General features: G+C 35.4%; 14 protein-coding genes and 2 pseudogenes. 7 read left to right on the top strand and 9 right to left on the bottom strand.

The window, feature by feature from the left end:
• Window positions 1-11 precede the first annotated feature (11 nt).
• The 6 genes and pseudogenes from ACYQ3L_RS01120 to ACYQ3L_RS01095 all read right to left on the bottom strand — a co-directional run bounded on the left by ACYQ3L_RS01120 (window position 12) and on the right by ACYQ3L_RS01095 (window position 5,503).
• Complete coding sequence (locus ACYQ3L_RS01120) at window positions 12-152, bottom strand: hypothetical protein (protein ID WP_379998329.1); 141 nt, start codon at window positions 150-152, stop codon at window positions 12-14.
• A gap of 352 nt (window positions 153-504) precedes the next feature.
• Window positions 505-1,497 (bottom strand): annotated as a pseudogene (locus ACYQ3L_RS01115) (TraG family conjugative transposon ATPase); the annotation flags it as partial.
• Window positions 1,498-1,604: 107 nt separating this feature from the next.
• Window positions 1,605-3,266: a group II intron reverse transcriptase/maturase gene (ltrA, locus tag ACYQ3L_RS01110; RefSeq protein ID WP_379998331.1), complete on the bottom strand. Its 1,662-nt coding sequence runs from the start codon at window positions 3,264-3,266 to the stop codon at window positions 1,605-1,607.
• Between the two features lie 651 nt (window positions 3,267-3,917).
• Window positions 3,918-4,841, bottom strand: a pseudogene (locus ACYQ3L_RS01105) (TraG family conjugative transposon ATPase); the annotation flags it as partial.
• On the bottom strand, window positions 4,838-5,167 hold the full coding sequence (locus tag ACYQ3L_RS01100) for a DUF4133 domain-containing protein (RefSeq protein WP_379998333.1): 330 nt from the start codon (window positions 5,165-5,167) through the stop codon (window positions 4,838-4,840). The pseudogene ACYQ3L_RS01105 and the gene ACYQ3L_RS01100, both read right to left, overlap by 4 nt.
• Window positions 5,168-5,209: 42 nt before the next feature.
• Complete coding sequence (locus tag ACYQ3L_RS01095) at window positions 5,210-5,503, bottom strand: DUF4134 domain-containing protein (protein ID WP_379998335.1); 294 nt, start codon at window positions 5,501-5,503, stop codon at window positions 5,210-5,212.
• Between the two features lie 521 nt (window positions 5,504-6,024).
• Here ACYQ3L_RS01095 and ACYQ3L_RS01090 point away from each other — a divergent pair.
• The 5 genes from ACYQ3L_RS01090 to ACYQ3L_RS01070 all read left to right on the top strand — a co-directional run bounded on the left by ACYQ3L_RS01090 (window position 6,025) and on the right by ACYQ3L_RS01070 (window position 12,857).
• Complete coding sequence (locus ACYQ3L_RS01090; protein WP_379998337.1) at window positions 6,025-6,195, top strand: hypothetical protein; 171 nt, start codon at window positions 6,025-6,027, stop codon at window positions 6,193-6,195.
• Between the two features lie 62 nt (window positions 6,196-6,257).
• On the top strand, window positions 6,258-7,562 hold the full coding sequence (locus ACYQ3L_RS01085) for a radical SAM protein (protein ID WP_379998339.1): 1,305 nt from the start codon (window positions 6,258-6,260) through the stop codon (window positions 7,560-7,562).
• Window positions 7,531-9,879 (top strand): outer membrane beta-barrel protein, encoded by a 2,349-nt coding sequence (locus tag ACYQ3L_RS01080; RefSeq protein ID WP_379998341.1) that lies wholly within the window; start codon window positions 7,531-7,533, stop codon window positions 9,877-9,879. The genes ACYQ3L_RS01085 and ACYQ3L_RS01080 overlap by 32 nt, the downstream gene beginning before the upstream one ends.
• Window positions 9,876-12,086 (top strand): peptidase domain-containing ABC transporter, encoded by a 2,211-nt coding sequence (locus tag ACYQ3L_RS01075; protein WP_379998343.1) that lies wholly within the window; start codon window positions 9,876-9,878, stop codon window positions 12,084-12,086. Before ACYQ3L_RS01080 ends, ACYQ3L_RS01075 begins: the two co-directional genes overlap by 4 nt.
• A gap of 24 nt (window positions 12,087-12,110) precedes the next feature.
• Window positions 12,111-12,857, top strand: coding sequence for an HlyD family secretion protein (locus tag ACYQ3L_RS01070; RefSeq protein ID WP_379998345.1), 747 nt, complete (start codon window positions 12,111-12,113; stop codon window positions 12,855-12,857).
• Window positions 12,858-13,153: 296 nt separating this feature from the next.
• Here ACYQ3L_RS01070 and ACYQ3L_RS01065 read toward each other — a convergent pair whose 3' ends face one another.
• The 3 genes from ACYQ3L_RS01065 to ACYQ3L_RS01055 form a co-directional block, all read right to left on the bottom strand.
• Entirely contained in the window at window positions 13,154-13,753 is a 600-nt protein-coding gene (locus tag ACYQ3L_RS01065; RefSeq protein ID WP_379998347.1) for a hypothetical protein, read from the bottom strand.
• Window positions 13,754-13,874: 121 nt separating this feature from the next.
• Entirely contained in the window at window positions 13,875-14,300 is a 426-nt protein-coding gene (locus tag ACYQ3L_RS01060) for a DUF3408 domain-containing protein (RefSeq protein ID WP_379998348.1), read from the bottom strand.
• A gap of 2 nt (window positions 14,301-14,302) precedes the next feature.
• Window positions 14,303-15,067 (bottom strand): ParA family protein, encoded by a 765-nt coding sequence (locus ACYQ3L_RS01055; protein ID WP_379998350.1) that lies wholly within the window; start codon window positions 15,065-15,067, stop codon window positions 14,303-14,305.
• A gap of 819 nt (window positions 15,068-15,886) precedes the next feature.
• On the opposite strand from ACYQ3L_RS01055, the gene mobA reads away from it, so the two are divergent.
• Window positions 15,887-16,291, top strand: a complete 405-nt coding sequence (gene mobA, locus ACYQ3L_RS01050; protein WP_379998352.1) for a conjugal transfer protein MobA — start codon at window positions 15,887-15,889, stop codon at window positions 16,289-16,291.
• On the top strand, window positions 16,288-17,586 hold the full coding sequence (mobB, locus tag ACYQ3L_RS01045; protein WP_379998354.1) for a conjugal transfer protein MobB: 1,299 nt from the start codon (window positions 16,288-16,290) through the stop codon (window positions 17,584-17,586). Before mobA ends, mobB begins: the two co-directional genes overlap by 4 nt.
• Window positions 17,587-18,035 lie beyond the last annotated feature (449 nt).

The raw sequence follows: 18,035 nt of genomic DNA, 5'->3' as shown, positions 1-18,035 counted from the left end.
CGGAAGCTCCGTTACCACTCCAGATATTCAGGGGCAGACCCCATAGCCTTACAACTGGCATTCTGGTATAGGTAATCCCCGTTTGCATACATAAAGAACTGTGAGACTATACATAGTCTCTGGCGCGACAGAGTGTCGGATACGACTTTCATCCTTTACTACATATTGTAGTTGCGCTGTGATTAGTTCCTTGCACTCCCTCCTCAAGGACTGGAAAAAGTGAACCACAGTACGACGAGTATAGTTATCTTAACGTCGCAGGTACAACATAATACCGCTTGGATTATCGTTCAATCAATACAGATTTTATCCTCATAACTGTCTTTTCATCACCCCATTCAGTCGCAACCTGATAACTGGCTGACTTATGGCTTTCTCGGCATGCTACACTCCCTGTCCGGTTAATTTCCCTTTCAGATAAGCCGAGTGATGATAGGTTTTTCAAAGAACACTTACCTAGTCCTTGCCAAAGGACATTTCTTATGCAGCCTTGACGGGCGCACCTTTTATATTATCTAACTCAAAGACAATGAATCGTTTATTAAGTAAGTCGAGTTGCTTTTCAGAATTCAGCAGGTAGTCGTATTCCCCTCCCCGGTAATAAGGCTCCAGTACATTCAGGAAATTATAGACATCAAAATCCTTTTCCCGTGTTTTCTTCTCCTCCAGGATTTTTATATAGTCATCCCATATAAATTCATAGAATGTGTTAAAAGAAGGGACAATGGTTTTGTCCGACCGGATTTTTTCCAGATACAGGTTTACCGCGTTCGATAAAGCCACTTCCTCCGCCCTTGTAGGTGATTCGTCATCCCGTTTCCATAAAGTCAGTATCAGTGTTTTAATAGATTCCCGCTTCTCTATATCAAAGACTCCGTCGTCCGTATAAAAAGGATTGAAAGCAATCGGATTTTCTTCGGTATACGTAAAATAAACTCCGTCTTTTCCATCTGTCTTATTATTTATCAGATTGCATAGTCCCAAATAAGAGTTACCCGTATCGACTAACAATACATGTGTACCCTGTTCGTAGTACTGGCGTACCATATGATTGGTAAAAAATGACTTCCCACTTCCCGAAGGCCCCAGTATAAACTTGTTGCGGTTAGTGATGATCCCTTTCTTCATCGGCAGATCCGAAATATCCAGATGCAGGGGCTTACCGGTTATCCGGTCTACCATCTTTATGCCGAACGGAGATAACGAACTCTTATAATTCGTTTCTTCTGTAAAAAAACACAGGGCATGATCCAGAAATGTATAGAAACTTTCTTCCGAAGGGAAATCCGCCTGATTGCCCGGTATACCTGCCCAAAAAAGGGCAGGCAGGTCAACTGTGTTATGACGGGGTTTACATTCCATCAAAGCCAGTCCTGAACCGACATCATTCTTGATCCGTTTAAGCTCGTCACTGTCGTCGCTCCATGATATGACATTGCAATGACAACGCACAGAGGTCAATCCATAGCTATGGGCTTCATTGAGGTATTCCTCGATGTCGAGTAGGTCGGCTCCCTTACGGGAGCTTTCCCCTCTAAGAACCGTACATGAGAGTTTCCCCTCATACGGCTCAAGCAATTCTAAGTTTTTATTATAAAACCGGCTCATAATAGATTCCATTTATTTCTGTCTGTGATACGTCTGCAATTGTCATGAACTAAGATTTTCACCTTCTTGGATTTCAGTGGAATATCCACGATTCTCCAAGGTGTTTCCCTTGTGATGTGTTTTCCACATACAGGGCAGCACTGCATTTGTTTCTCCCACAAGCGGTATATGAATTGCCTGTCATCCAAATGAGAGAGCATCCTTCTGGTCTTATGTTTTTCGAAGTAGTCCTTCCAATCGGCATCATAAGGGTTGGCTTCACTACGGATTTTGACATGACGTTTTATCTTTGTGTTCGTTAGTCTTGTTAGTGTATGGAACTTATTTCCATCTTCACTTTTCAAGGCTACCGCAAAAGTCCAACTTCTACCACGTACCGTGTGATAATATTTGTTTGCTACCCATCGTTTACCTTTCTTGGGATGTCTTCTATTCGACCACCGCCATAATTTGTGGAATATTTGTGTGTCTGCTTTTTGAAATGTTTCTGTCGCAGAACACCCCTTATAATAGTTCGCCCATCCTTTTATGACAGGATTTAATAATCTTATCAAGGATTGCTGTTTGATAGATTTGTTCTTATCCACAATCTCACGAACTTTGTCTAAAAATCTCTTTCGACTTTTCTTTGATGGTTTAGTAATAAACTTACCTTTATACTTTCTGATATTAAACCCAAGAAAATCAAACCCTTCTTCTATATGAGTAATCTTCGTTTTTTCTTCAGATAGGGTAAGTCCCCTTACTTTAAGAAACTCAGCGACTAATGGTTTTACCTGATTCTCCAGTAATTCTTTGCTGATTCCAGTAATAATAAAATCATCAGCATAGCGTACCAGATTTATCATTGGTGTATAATAGTTTTTCTTGGTACGGTTTATTTTGAAATTATCTTTCAGTAGCTTTTCCAGTCCATCTAAAGCCATATTTGCAAGAGTAGGGGAAATAATTCCCCCTTGTGGAGTTCCTTCTTCCGTGGAAAACAATTGTTTGTTGAAGACAAAGCCACATTTTAGCCATTTATGTAATATTACTTTATCCATTAGGATATTGTTAGATAGCCATTCGTGACTAATATGATCGAAACAACCTTTTATGTCTCCCTCCAAAATCCATTGCGGAGATACCGTTTTAGATAAGTCGATAAAACATTGCTGTATGGCATCTGCTGTACTTCTTTCTTTCCTGAATCCAAAAGAATGGCTGTCACCAGTTGTTTCTGCTATGGGGTCTAACGCCATTAAGTACAATGCCTGCATTGCCCTGTCCTTCATTGTTGGTATTCCCAACGGTCTTAGTTTTCCATTACTCTTCTTAATATGTACCCGTCTGAGAGGTTGGGGTGTATAGCCTTTTCTCTTCAAATCGGCTATCGCACTCAATTTTGCATCAGGTGATTTCCATGTGACCATGTCAATGCCTGCCGTATCACTTCCATTATTGGAAGTTACCCGTCTTACAGCCAAAGCTTTGGCATAATACGAGTGTGTAAGCGTCCACTGCAAGGCTTTCACCTTACCATATCGGCTTTCTTTATGAGCCTTTACAATACGTGCTTGTAGCTTTTTAACCGCAATCTCGCACTTGAGCCAATTGATGTCGTCCCAAGTATTCCATTGCTGGTCAGTTGATGCACACGATTTTTTAATTTCGTTCATTTGCTTTCCTACTTAAAAAAGTTCTAAAAGTTTCTTGTAAAGAATTACCTATAGCAGAAGTCAGCCCACTTTCGTGTTGTGTGATGTTGCCTTGTTCAGTACATGAACCGTGACTCAACTACATATCCACCTCATTACAAGGATGGCATTCGCTTTTTCCGCAATCCTATACCCGCATTCCATTCGGCTTCCCTTACGGGTTGCTTACCTACTTTAGGCAGGAGAAATACGGGCTTACCACGTTCCGTATGAAGTAACTGGATGGGTTAGGTTCCGTCTATTACACCGACAGTGCTATGTTCGCGTATTCTTAGAATGGAAAAGAATAGCCGACTGCTTCCCATTTTGGGCTAAAGCCTATCAGTATCTTTTGGCTTCTTCAACCTTACGGTGTTTCAATGACGATTCACTTATGTTAACCATACCACCCAAGCCAAGCTCCCTAACCGCATGATACTTGCGATTATTGCCTTCCCCTCACGGTTCTGACTGCTCCTTTCGGAAGGGCTACCTTACTGGGACAGCTTGATACAGTTGTATTGCTATTGGTGCATCTGCCCCTGGGCTACCGTTGGCGAAACAACGGGTTCAATCAAACTGTTACTCGCTTGTAACAGTTTGTCGAACAGTTACTCACACGACTTCGTGTCGCACCCATTCGCGGTTTATTTGGTTGCTTCTGCTGTACCTGGACAGGGAATGCATATTGCGTGCATTCTTTTCAAATTTTTTCAGGTCTTCCTCCGGATCATCAATGAATATATACTGGTTGTATAAATGGTTGCATGTCAAAAGAACCCCAACAGGAGCAGCAAAAGATAACAGACAGTCACTCCGGTCGGTAGACAAACGCTCATACCGGATATCGGTTTCTATTACAGAAGGCAGGTCATCCACATCAGAAAGTGTATACAGGCTAAGGTATTTGTCACCTATCTTCATCTCGGCGGCCTGAAGATCAATATCCTGCAGGCAGGTTGTTTCTTCCTGAGATAAAGAGAAATATTTTTCTATTATACCCGGTTTATTGTCTGTCCCTACTACGTCCTCTTTGCTCAATCGTTCCATTTTTATAAATCCGCCGTCATTGATGATTCGTTCAAACTGTTCGCACGCTTCCAGAAACTTTATAGCCGTGTCCTTATCCTGCATTTCCTTTGGTACGAGAAACCCACGGCAGAGGGTATTGAAATTACTCTGCCTTCGCATTCTTTCCCTGGTAGTTTGGGTCAGGAACAGGTAACATGTATGGTTCAGGAAGGGACGTTCATTGAAATGCCTCTCAAAGGACCTGCTTAAAAAACTAAGGCCATCTTTTTGTATTTCCGGTTGGTATTTCTCCTGTATAAACCAGTCCTATTTGTATACGATCGAATAGTTAGGCAATACTTTTATTGCTTTGAGCCAGGACGCATGCATAGCTTCGTATTCAGCCGAGGTTACGGAAAACAATTCGGGGAGATCCACTTTATAGGCGACTGTCAGGTCCGCGTCTTTTGAAATGATGCAATCCTTTTCGACCGATAACAACGGGAACTTACTCTCCAGGGTAGCTGCTTTTAACGTATTTCTCATAATTTAGCAGATTTAGCATTTTTGAAAATTCGTATAAAAGCAATACGGCTGATAATATAGCGAGGATGGTTTTTTAGAGCCATTCTTTTCATCAGGCCATGTTCTCCATATTTTTCATTGAGGTGAAAAACTCCCCACACTAGTATACTTGCACTTACCACTCCGAAACCGATGCATACCGTCTGGCTGATGCCTATCATATACATGATTACAAACAGAATGAATACCGACAACAGCCCTCCGGCGAATATGAAAAGGTATTGACTTTTAAGACCCTTAAATTCCGCCGGTTTTCCAATCCCTTTATTTATTGTGTATTCAGCCATTCTTTCTCGTTATTAAAAGATTAATAAGAGGGTCTGCGACCCTTAAAGAAAAAATGAACGCAGGATGGTAGCTGCTACAATCAGGAAGATACAGGCGCCAAACCAGGATGCCGCTGTTTTGGAAGTATCCGGGTCTCCTGACGAAAATTTTGAATAGACCTTTACCCCCCCGATAAGCCCGACCACAGCTCCGATTGCATAAATTAGCTTAGTAGCCGGATCAAAATAAGATGTTACCATACTGGTTGCATCGGTGATTCCCTGCATGCCGTTACCCTGGGCAAAAGCACCCGTAACAATAAACAGCATTACATAAAAAAGAATGATTTTTTTCATCGCAAATAAGTTTTTAATTAGACAAAAATGAATTGCGATATCAAAAATATTGTAGGTAAGATGATGAAATACAAAGGTGTCGCGTATTGTCGCGTCCTGTCGTAATTTGTCGTAGTATTACATGTTATCTCGTCTGTAAGATGAATAAAATGACGGTTTATATTGAATGAATTCTGACTAGTTTATTTCTTCTATATGAATGTTCTGTAAAGTCTAAATAAATAATTGAAAAAAGAACGAATTATTTCTTTTTAGTTATTATATTTACAAAAAAAACACCATACGTATAGTATGTTATTGTTGCTTTTTCTATAATAAAAAAAATATTTTAAATGAAAACAGTTATAATTTTAGCTTAAATATTGGGAAGTATATAATTTACTTAAATCCATATCTTGAAGTGAAATTTGTAATACAATAAAAATATAATTGTTGCGCGACAAGGAAAGGCGGATGTCGAAAAGCCTTGAGGATATTCTATATCTTTGAATAGAGTAGGTATATTTAAATTGAAAAATAAAATGAAAAATTCAATTAATTTCATTGAAAATCCTGAGGAACTTAACCAGTTTGATATGGAACAAATCCGTGGAGGTTATAAAGCTGAAGACAAAGCTTGTGGTGTTCATTGTACAGGAAGTTCTTGTAATGCACGTGCTAGTGCCGCAGAAGATCAACTAGCAATTTGCTAAAAGAAAATAAGGATGATGCAAAGCATCATCCTTATATGTTTAACTAATAAACAATTTCCATTATGTATTACTCAAAATATAATTATCTGTTTAAATCTTCTAAATACGGATTCCTTCTCTTTAATGCCGAAACAAACTCATTTGCAGAACTGACCGAAGAGTTATATAATACGCTAGAAAGAGTTAAATTAGACAATAAGTACATCAATAATTTAGAGAATGACTTGATAAAACAATTAGTAATGGCAAAAATTGTAACATCAGAAAATGATAATAATTTTTTTTATGAGAAGCGATTGATGTATTATTTTCGAAGTTTTACTAATAAAACATTGGGCTTGGCAATAGCGCCTACTACTTATTGTAATTTTGCTTGTCCTTATTGTTATGAACATAATAGACTTCCAATATTTATGGATGAAAAAATAGAGACGGATTTGGTGAGTTTTATAAAGAAACATAAAAATATAGATGAAGTTGATATTACTTGGTATGGTGGAGAACCATTACTTGGTATAAAGTCTATAAAAAGAATACTAAAACAAATCAAAGATGAAAATATACCAATACGAAGACATGGAATGATAACGAATGGTTATCTTTTAAATGAAGAAAATTCAGCTTTTTTCAAGGATTATAACCTCAATTATATACAAATCACATTAGATGGAGATAAAAAGTCCCATGATAGCAGACGGGTTTTATCTAATGGAAAGGGAACATTTGATAAAATTATCCATAATATTGACATTTTTAAGAAATATAACCCGGATACTTTTGTATCTATACGGGTAAATCTTGACGAAACAAATAAATCCAGATATACTGCATTAAATAATATGGTTAGAGAAAGATGGAAAGATAATAATATTGGTATATACCCTGCATTTGTCCAAGACTTTAGCGACGGTTGTACTAGTTGTGATATGATATCGACAAACTCACAGGTACAGTTTTATATAGATTTATATAAGAATTACAATATCCCTGTGAATTTTTATTCTCAATTACATATTGGAGGATGTGGTGCGACAAATTTAAATTATTATGTAGTCGGACCTAAAGGAGAGTTATATAAATGTTGGAACGATATAGGTGTAAAAGATAAAGTTGTAGGATTTCTTGATAAAGAAATGATACCTAATAAAAATGTATTATCCCAATATCTAGCTGGACCCACAATGTTTGATGACATTAGTTGTCAAAATTGTAATATTTTCCCAATATGTAGTGGTGGCTGTGAATGGTTAAGATTAGAGAACATTAAAAATGGGACTAATTATAATCTATGCTCAAGCCGTAAGGAGAATTTAGAAATACTATTAGAATCTCATTATGAAAAACGTAAAATCTCACAAAGTGTATAAATATATAATATTAAGTATATTAAATATTTTTATTTTCTTAATATCAGAAAGTATTTGTGCTCAAAATCAAACAATATCTGGAATAGTTAAGGCAAAGTCTGATTATAAACTGGATTATTTTATAGTCGATATATTTAATGAAAAAGATTCAACACTAATATCTGGTGCAAGTTTTTATGACTCTGATAAGTTTGAATTGGTTATTAAGAAATTGGAAGAATCAATAATTGTTAGAATATCAAGTTTAGGATATAAAAATGCTTATAAAAATATTTCCCTATCCAGTCTTAACGATAATATTGATATTGGTGAAATTATGTTAGATGAGATAGTTTTAAAAGAAATAGAAATTGTTTCAAAAATACCGACGATTATAAATAAGGCTGACAGAATGGTCGTCAATGTAACGGGCAGTATTCTTAGCGATGCTTTAAATGGTCTCGAAATGTTACAAAAAACACCGGGACTAATTAGAAATAGAGATGGCATAAGTGTAGCCGGAAAAGGAACGCCTGTATATTATATCAATGGGAAAATGACAAAATCATTGCAAGAGATAGAAATGATAAACCCAAGAGATGTAAAGTCAATCGAAGTAATTGATAATCCATCTTCTGCATATGACGCTGATGGGCATGCTGTTGTTATTATTAATACCAAAAAAAGATCAGACCTTTATTATTATCGAGCAGGAGGAGACTTAATACAAGCTCGAAGATTAAGTGGTGATATATATACCGAAGGGCAAATAAGTTATAAAAAAATGATTGTAAACTCCTATTATGGATATTATGACAATACTTCAAGAACATTTGAAGATAATTATAGATCAGCCGGAAAAAACAATACCATATCTTCATTTGCTAAAGGATTTTCAAAATCAAACCGTCATCAGTATAGATTCTCTACTGACTTTAATATTTCAGATAGACAGAAAATAGGTTACCAATTGGATGGATATTATAGAAACGATAGTTTCAACAAAAATCAATTTACAACAAATTCAAATCAATCATTGAATGACTTTATTACATACTCTGTAACTGAAGGAAACAACCGACAAATTAATAATACGATATATTATAATGTTGATATAGATACGCTTGGTCAATCATTAAATATAATAACTGATTATACAATCTATAGCGATAGAAGTAATCAGGTATATTATAATTTATTAGATAATGAATCTCCGTACTACAATACCAATTTTAATAAAGGAAAGTCAACAATTTTTTCGATAAAAGCAGACTATCAGAAAAAGATATCAAAAAAATGGTTAATGGATACAGGAATAAAATATTATGTTATTGATTCAAAAAATACAAATAATCAATCTGGAAGTACAAATATTATACAAGCATATGATTCTAAAGAGAAAAATGTTGCAGGCTATATAAATTTTAGTGCAGATATTAGCCCAAAGGTTAATATGAGATTGGGTATAAGGGGGGAAAATAATTACAGAAAAGGTTTAAAAGGTGATATGTTATTCATTGATACTACACATTTCGACTTTTTCCCTAGTGCGTTAATCAGATACAATTACAATAATGATTCATATATTGGATTAGCATACTCGAATAGAATTAGTCGTCCCTCACTTTCCGCCTTAGATCCAAGTTTGATAGTTGATTCACTAATGAACCGTATAGGAAATCCAAATTTAAAATCGACAAAAATACATTCATTCCAATTTTCAATAAATCCATTTCAATCATTGAATATAAGACTGGGATATAGCTATTTAGTTAATCCTTTTTATTTCATGGCTTATCAGGATGAGCTTTCTCCACATATAACGAATGTCAGGTTTGAAAATGGAAAGAATACACATACATATACATTCTCTGTAACTTATAATAAAAATGTCACTAAGTGGTGGAGTTTCTCTTTTTTTGGCACAGGATGGCAGGATTTTTATAAATATGCAGCTAACAATACTTCTAAATATAATGATAAAATTAGTTGGTTTATCAATCTTAACAATTCTATCTCTTTACCTTACGATGTAGAGATGGAATTAGCTTTGGATTATAATGGAGGAGGTAGTTCCGGGACTATACAAAATAAGAAGAATTGGAACTTATATGGTTCGTTAAAAAAATCATTTCTTGCAAAAACAATGACTGTAAATCTATCATACAATGATATATTCAGAACTTATATTTCAAAACAAAGATCTGTTTTATACGGAAATAATTTTAATGTGTGGGACGGCGATTATTCATATATAAGATTAGGAATAAGTTATCAATTAGGAAAATCAAAATATAAATCAGTAAGTGGAAATAAAGAAGAACAGAATAGGTTATGAAAAGATTCCCAATTTATATACAGTCTGACTCAATGGATTGTGGCCCTACTTGCCTTAAAATGATATCTTTATATTATGGAAAAGAACAGTGTCTGGATTATTTAAGAGATATAACTTTTACGGTAAGGGACGGTGTTTCTCTTCTAAGCGTAAGTAAGGCTGCTGAACAAATTGGGTTTAAAACCTCTGGAGGCCGTTTTAATATTGAGCAACTAAAGAATAGAGTTATATTCCCCTGCATCCTTCATTGGAATCAAGACCATTTTGTCGTTTTATATAGAGTAGAGAAAAAACGAAAAGACACCGTCTTTTATTTTGCCGATCCCGGCAAAGGACTTCTAGAATATAATGAGAAGGAGTTTAGTGAACACTGGATAAGCACAAAAACAAATGGGGAAGAAAAAGGGGTAGCCTTACTTTTGGAGCCAACAGAACAGTTTTATAAGCAAAAAGGGGAAAAGCCAGCAAAAGCAAGCGGAAAGCTGAAATTCCTTTCCTCCTATTTCAACCGCTACAGAAAATTCTTCGGACAACTCATTATCGGACTTCTGGTTGGCAGTTTACTGCAACTCATCTTCCCATTCCTGACACAAGCTATAGTCGATATTGGTATCGGGAATAAAGACATCAGTTTTATCTGGCTTATCCTTCTGGCGCAACTAATGCTTATTATCGGGCGTACAAGCATTGACTTTATTCGCCGACGTATTCTGCTTCATATCAGTACCCGCATCAATATATCTCTTATATCTGACTTTTTCATCAAACTGATGAAACTTCCTATGAAGTTTTTCGATACGAAACTGCTTGGAGACTTGTTACAGCGCATAGAAGACCATAGCCGGATAGAGCGTTTTCTGACGGCCCAATCCTTAAACCTTTTGTTCTCATTATTCAGTTTTGTCGTTTTCGGTATTGTGTTGTTTATTTATAATCTGAAGATATTCCTCGTATTCCTTTTGGGTAGCATCCTGTACGGCGTCTGGATACTATTCTTCCTGAAAAAAAGAAAAATACTGGATTATAAAACTTTTGAACAGCAAGCCATAAACCGGAGTAAAACATACCAACTGATCAATGGTATGCAGGAAATCAAATTGCAGGGATGCGAGCAGCGCAAACGCTGGGAATGGGAAGATACGCAAGCCGACCTGTTCGGTGTGAATACGCAGGCTTTGTCCCTGCAGCAGACACAGGAAGCCGGAAGTGTCTGTATCAATGAAGTGAAGAACCTGTTGATAACCATATTGGCGGCAACCGCAGTCATCCATGGGGAATTAACGCTCGGTATGATGCTCTCGGTACAATATATTATCGGGCAGCTTAATTCTCCGGTTGAGCAAATAATGAACTTTATCTACCAGTGGCAGGATGTAAGTATCAGCCTTGAAAGGATGAGCGAGATCCATAATAAAGACGATGAGGAAAACAAAGACAAAAACATAAAAAGCCTACAGCCAGATATCCTAAAAGACATAGAGATAAAAGATCTTGTCTTCCAATATGAAGGGCCTTATTCAAAGAAAGTCCTGAATAATATCAACCTGACAATACCAGAAGGGAAGGTAACAGCTATTGTCGGAGCTAGTGGAAGCGGTAAGACTACTCTAATAAAACTGCTGTTGGGCAATTATTCTCCGGTAGAAGGAATAATAGATGTAGGCAACAAGCCTTTGAATGAATTCAACCTGACATGGTGGCGTACACAATGCGGAGCAGTAATGCAAGACGGTTATATTTTTTCAGAATCAATTGCTAAGAACATAGCAGTTTCAGAAGATGAGATAGACACAAAAAGATTAAGGGAAGCCGCACAGATAGCAAACATAGATGATTTTGTTTCCAGTTTACCGTTAGCCTATAATACAATCGTTGGACAAGAAGGTCAGGGAATAAGCCAGGGACAAAGGCAACGCATCTTGATAGCCCGTGCCGTTTATAAAAATCCTCAGTTTATATTTCTGGATGAAGCTACCAATGCGTTAGACGCCAATAATGAGAAAGTTATACTTGATAACCTGAATGAGTTCTATAGAGGAAAAACAGTCGTAGTTGTAGCCCATAGACTTAGTACAGTTAAGAATGCAGATCAGATTGTCGTTCTGGATAATGGTGAAATTGTGGAAAGGGGAACTCATGAAGAACTGACTAATTTGAGAGGAAAGTATTATCATCTGGTAAAGAACCAACTAGAACTGGGAAATTGAATTATGACGGAGAACAATTTAAATATGGACACAGATAAAGCGAAAGACAGAAACAAGGACATCGAATTGCGCAGTGGGAAAGTCCGCAATATCGTAGGAAAAGTGCCTCCTTTACTTCTAAGGATAGGGATTTTTGTAATTTCCATTATCCTAATCTCATTGATGATTGCCGCTTATTTCTTGCCATACAGGGAATATAAGAGGGTTGAAGTGGAATTGTTCTGTCGTCCCGGTTACCAGAGTATAACCATGCCGGAAGACGGGAATGTATTTATGACTACACCAACGATCCATGTAAGACAAGGACAACAGGTATGTTATATCCAAACAAGTGTAGATTCAGTTATAAGCTTCTATGCCAGTTTCGATGGGAAAGTCTTATTTGATACATCTCACGGTGATTTTCTCAGGAAAGAGGATCATATTTATACCATCATTCCGGATTCCATAAAATCTATATATGGAACAGCTTATGTTACAGAAGATGATATTGCCCGGATTGATAGCGGGCAACCGGTAGGTTTTATACTTACCTCAACAACCCCTTACATTGATGATCGCCTGGAAGGCCATATAACCAAAGTTTATCCTTCTTCATCTATAAATAGGGGAAAGAATAAAGACATGTACAAAATTGAGATGGAATTTCCCGGATATAAGCCCGCTTTCCATGATTCTTCCTTTCCTGATTTTAACCCTAATATCAAAGGTATCGGGCAAATTCTTATATCAGACATTCCAGTTCTGAAAAGAATATTGAAGTTTAAATAGAAGTTGATTAATAATATTTTTTCCGTTGATTGATAATTTCTGTTTATCATAATTATTGCAGTTTTTGAATAGTTGTAATTTGACAGGCTCACCGTCCGCTAGTTATGGTCGGTGAGCCTGGTATGTTTATCTTTTGGCTTATTGGGGCAATTTTAGTAGTATTGAATAGGATGAGTAAAAAAAATGCTCTGATATCTACGGCTTTATATTAAAATATCATGCAATATGCTTGGTTTATGAAAAGGAGGAGAAATTTGATTCTCCCCTTGTATTATTAAATGTTTTTACTGAAAGAATTAGTTAATAAATTTCCTTATGTCAAATGTCTCAGAAGATGTCAGATTATTGTTGATAGGATTCATCAATATTTTAGCATGATTATAAACGGAATTATTAATTGTTATAAAATTAAAGAGTTCAGTACCTTCTATCTGATTTAATACATTCACGGTATTTTCTTTTTCAATATCAGTCTGTTCATCTTTCTTTAAAACTTCAATTGTCCTGGATAACTCTTCGAAACTGACACCGGTTGAAATCGTAGAATCTTCAAAATCATTGCCATAATCTTCGTCGAAGTCATCCAGATCATCTTTATAAAAATCCGAAGGTTTTTCCACTTCAAAATCAACAATATCAGGTTCATGATATTCGTCATCCTCTTCAACTATTATTTGTAATTGCTCACTTTTAAAAGGTAGGATGGAAGGCTCCTGTCTTTGCCTTAAGACAGGCAATTCTTTTATGAATCCGGTTTTGGATTCACCAACAATCGCTTTATTGTTTACAGGTATTTCATTCGGTTCCACTCTTGAGGTAATTTTCACATTTTCTTTGTTAATCATGTTGACTCCGGCCGATTGATTAATAAATACTTTTTGCCGGATTTTTACCATATACAGGCTTATATACAAGAAAAATCTGAAAATATACTTTATGATAAGTAATATCCATCTGCACAAAACATGGATTATAGTATATATTACAAATACAATATACAAACTAAATGTTTTCATATTATTCATTTTCAAACAGGTCAGACATAAAATTGCGTCTTAATTCCATGATTTCATCTTTATATTCAATAAAATGCTGCCTTAATACATTGTTAACAAAATTGGCGAGACTGATGCCATCAGTGACCTTTAGTATTTTCTGAATTGAGGTATAAACATCTTCTCCCAGTATGATGGAGGTTTGTCTATGGCTCATATTCGGTTGCCGGACAAGAAATACATTCTGATAGTCATTTTTTGTCTTTTTTCTGCGATTGACTTTTGGGATATTTTCTTCTTTCATGTCAGCATCAGTTTCTTTTACAGTCTCTTTTTTTAGGCTGGAATCCTGCTGGCTTAACTGATCGAACGAATGGGTCGGTATATCCCCTGCAATCATTTTCTTTATAATATCTTCGTCAACATTGACGACTTCTCTCTTTCCCATAATTATAAATTTATGATTTTACTTATTTCAGAAACGAACTCTTCCAGATTACTGTATTTTAATAATTTCTTGTCAGGAGGAAAAAAGGTGGACCTGAATACGATATTCCTGTCTAAGGCAAGCTCTTTATTGTATTTCTTCGTATCCGGAAGCTGTGTCTTTAGCAATCTGTAATTTTCTGCGAGCATGAGTTTATTAAAGAAATCATATAACTCGGTGCTTTCTCTTTTGTCAACTTTATTCCAAAACATTATAATGTCTTTTAACCTCAGGGGTAGGGTAGAGGCTCTCTTATATTCTGTAACAGACATTATAAAGGTAAGACTACTCTGCAAAACCCTCTTATCTGCAATAATAGGCACAAATATGTAATCCATATTAAATATAACATTCAGAATCCCGCTGCTGTCAACCGTTCCCGGTAAATCAAACAGGATCAGATCTATATTTTCAGCGCTGGAGTCAATAATCTCCTGTGCATATGTCAAAGCCTTGTCCGGAATCGCATTAATTATTTTATAGGCTTTCCGGTTAGTTACCTCTAATTGCCTTTCCAATGCCACCTGCAGCTCAGGATTGCTGTTTATCGTTTCAATATCACTATTCCTCATACGGAAAATTGAATGTTGCGGGTAGTCACAATCTATGATTGCCACATTCTTCATATTATTGTAATGCAGGTAGCTGGCCATAATTGTTGTCAAAGCTGATTTCCCGACCCCTCCTTTTTGATTGCTGATAGCAATGTACAATGTTTCTTTATTCATTGGTGAAAAGTTTAAATTAATATATTAAATTACTGTAAACTAATGGTATAATAATTTTGTAACCAATTTATTTAATTACCTAATCATTAGAATAATCGGTAATCAGATTCTTTATTTATTTAATAATCTGGTTAATCAATTTACAGATTGTCTGATGAATAGGTTTTCTAATTATCAGATTATTCTTTAATTAGATTATCTAATAATCTGATTGATTAATTAGAGAATTACATAATTACATAATGGTTGAATAATCTAATGACCTTGTAATTTTATAACTAAATGATTTAATTATCCTTTTACCGTAAAATCCAATAACCTGATTACCAAATTACCCAATAATCCAACTACGGGTTTAGTTGATCATCCAATCATTCCCTAATCTAATTATCTGCAAAATGAATGAATATTAATCCACTTTGATCTTTGTGTCGTAATTTGTCGCATTCTGTCATGATTTGTCGTATGTAACAGTCTTGTATTTAGTGTTATATGATAGTAACTTTGTGCTGTGCCAGTATAAAAGGAAACATTAATATACTTAGAAATCTTACTATTGGTAAAATAATAAAATGCTATATGAAAAATCAACATTCCTCACTTAAGGAAATAACGCTAAATCTACGAAGTAGCCCAATCTACTGTAAAGTAGATTCAATTGCCCGTGCAATTAGCAAGTTGTGTTTTTGTACGACAAATATAATTTGCCATACAAAAACAGAACTTGCCCCCACCTGCTGGATGGGGGATGATTTCCTCCAAAGTCGGAAATCATAACATTGTTTTGTGAAGTGTTTGATAAACTAAATATAATCAGTTATGGGACGGAAAACAGCCAAAGACCCGGCAATACATAAGGTTAATTTCAGGATGAACTCCTCCGATTATGAGAGACTGATGCGGATGTTCAGGGAATCTGAACAAAAAAATCTGTCATTGTTTATCATTTCTGTCATGTTGAACCGTGAAATGAAAGTTGTGAAAGTTGATAAATCCACGATGGATTATTACATGAGATTGACCACTTTTTATACCCAATACCAGGCTGTCGGCAATAATTATAACCAGTTAGTGAAAGCCATTAAATCGAATTTTGGTGAGAAAAGGGGCTTGGCAATGCTCTACAGACTGGAGAAAACTACTATCGAACTGATTTCTATAACAAAACAACTGTTCGCTTTAACAGATGAATTTGAAAAAAAATATTTGGCTAAAAAAGAATGAAATTATTCTTTTCGATACTCTTCAACTGGAAAAACTACGATTCAATGATAGCAAAAATAACTTCCGGATCTTCTATTTATGGAGCCGTTTCTTACAACCAAAATAAGGTGGATGCAGGTGAAGCCAAGGTGATTCATACCCATAAAATGATAGTCCCCAGAGACGAAAGCCAGGAGGCCCTGTTCAATAAAACTTTACAATCATTCGAACCTTACCTTCAGGCAAACAAACGTACAAAGAAGCCGGTGATGCATGTATCTCTAAATCCGAGCCTGGAAGATGTGTTGGATGAATATAAATTAGCCAGAATATCGGACGATTATATGAGGCAGTTGGGTTATGGCGATCAACCCTATATTGTTTACCTCCATACAGATATTGACCGAAAGCACATTCATATTGTTTCACTGAGAATCAATGAAGATGGAGTGAAGCTAAACGACCGTATGGAAAAGATACGTTCGATGAAGATTTGCCGGGACTTGGAAATAAAGTACAAGTTAAAGCAATTATCTAATGAAAAGAGTGAAGACAACACATTATATCTTAAAAAAGTTGATTATATAAGGGGTGACATTAAAAGGCAGATAAGTAATAACGTAAAAAGCCTGATCGAGGATTACCACTATCAATCCTTTGGAGAGTTCAACGCTTTATTGTCTTTTTTCAATATACATGTAAAACATGTAAGAGGAGAGGAGAGCGGTAATTATTATAATGGGCTCATATATTGTGCTGCCACAGAAGACGGAACTCCTGTCGGAAATCCTATTAAATCATCAGCCATTGGTAAAATAGCCGGTTATGAAGCATTAATGAAAAAGATAAAGAGGACCTCAGAACTGGTTAAAGACAAAAAACTGTATGTAAATGGAATTTCTAAAAAAATCATCACAGATGCAATGAAGCATGCTGGAAATGATACCAAATTTAAATCTATTTTAAAAAACAACAATATTGACGTCCTTTTCCGGAAGAATGAGGAAGGACGTATTTACGGCGTAACATTTATAGATCATACACACCGGATGGTGTTTAATGGTTCCAGACTGGGAAAAGGATTTTCGGCCAACGCTTTCGATAAGTTGTTCGGTCTGTATGCCCTCAATTCTAAGGAAACTGAGCAACCTGCCAACGGTGAAGAATCCCAATTCTCTACAACTCAAAGAATCCCGGTTTCGGTAGATGAAATTTTTGGAACATTCTATCTGGATAATTCCGGCTATGATCCCGAAGAGGAAGTCTTTAGGAAAAAACTTAAACGAAGGAAAAAACAAAAGAGACGGAAAATCTGACATAGGCTACAATATTCTGGAATTTTTCATTAGAGTTTATATCCAATAAGGATTTATTTAAATGAATATCAGCTATATGTGAATGTTTCTTTTAGTAATCTGAAGAAGAGATGTTTATTTGTAAATAACTGATAGTCATAAGTCTTTTGGCTTATGCTTTATGATGTCTATTAAAAAGCCGAATCTACCAATAAAAAATTATCAGATAAATTTTAGTATTTATTTGCATATAATTATAATATTAATACATACATTTACATTTGAATATATGTATAGTATTTTAATTTATAAATTTACTTTAAATGAATGCATATAATATATAACAATAAGTTTATATAAATAAATGATAAAGAATGTATTAAATTGAATTTAAAATTATACTAACTATATATATTAATATATTGTAATTTATAATATTAAAAATAATAATGATTAAAAATATATATATG

This window comes from Dysgonomonas termitidis (assembly GCF_054657735.1).
Note: the sequence above shows the minus strand (reverse complement) of the source record. Positions and strands in the feature narration are given on the sequence as shown.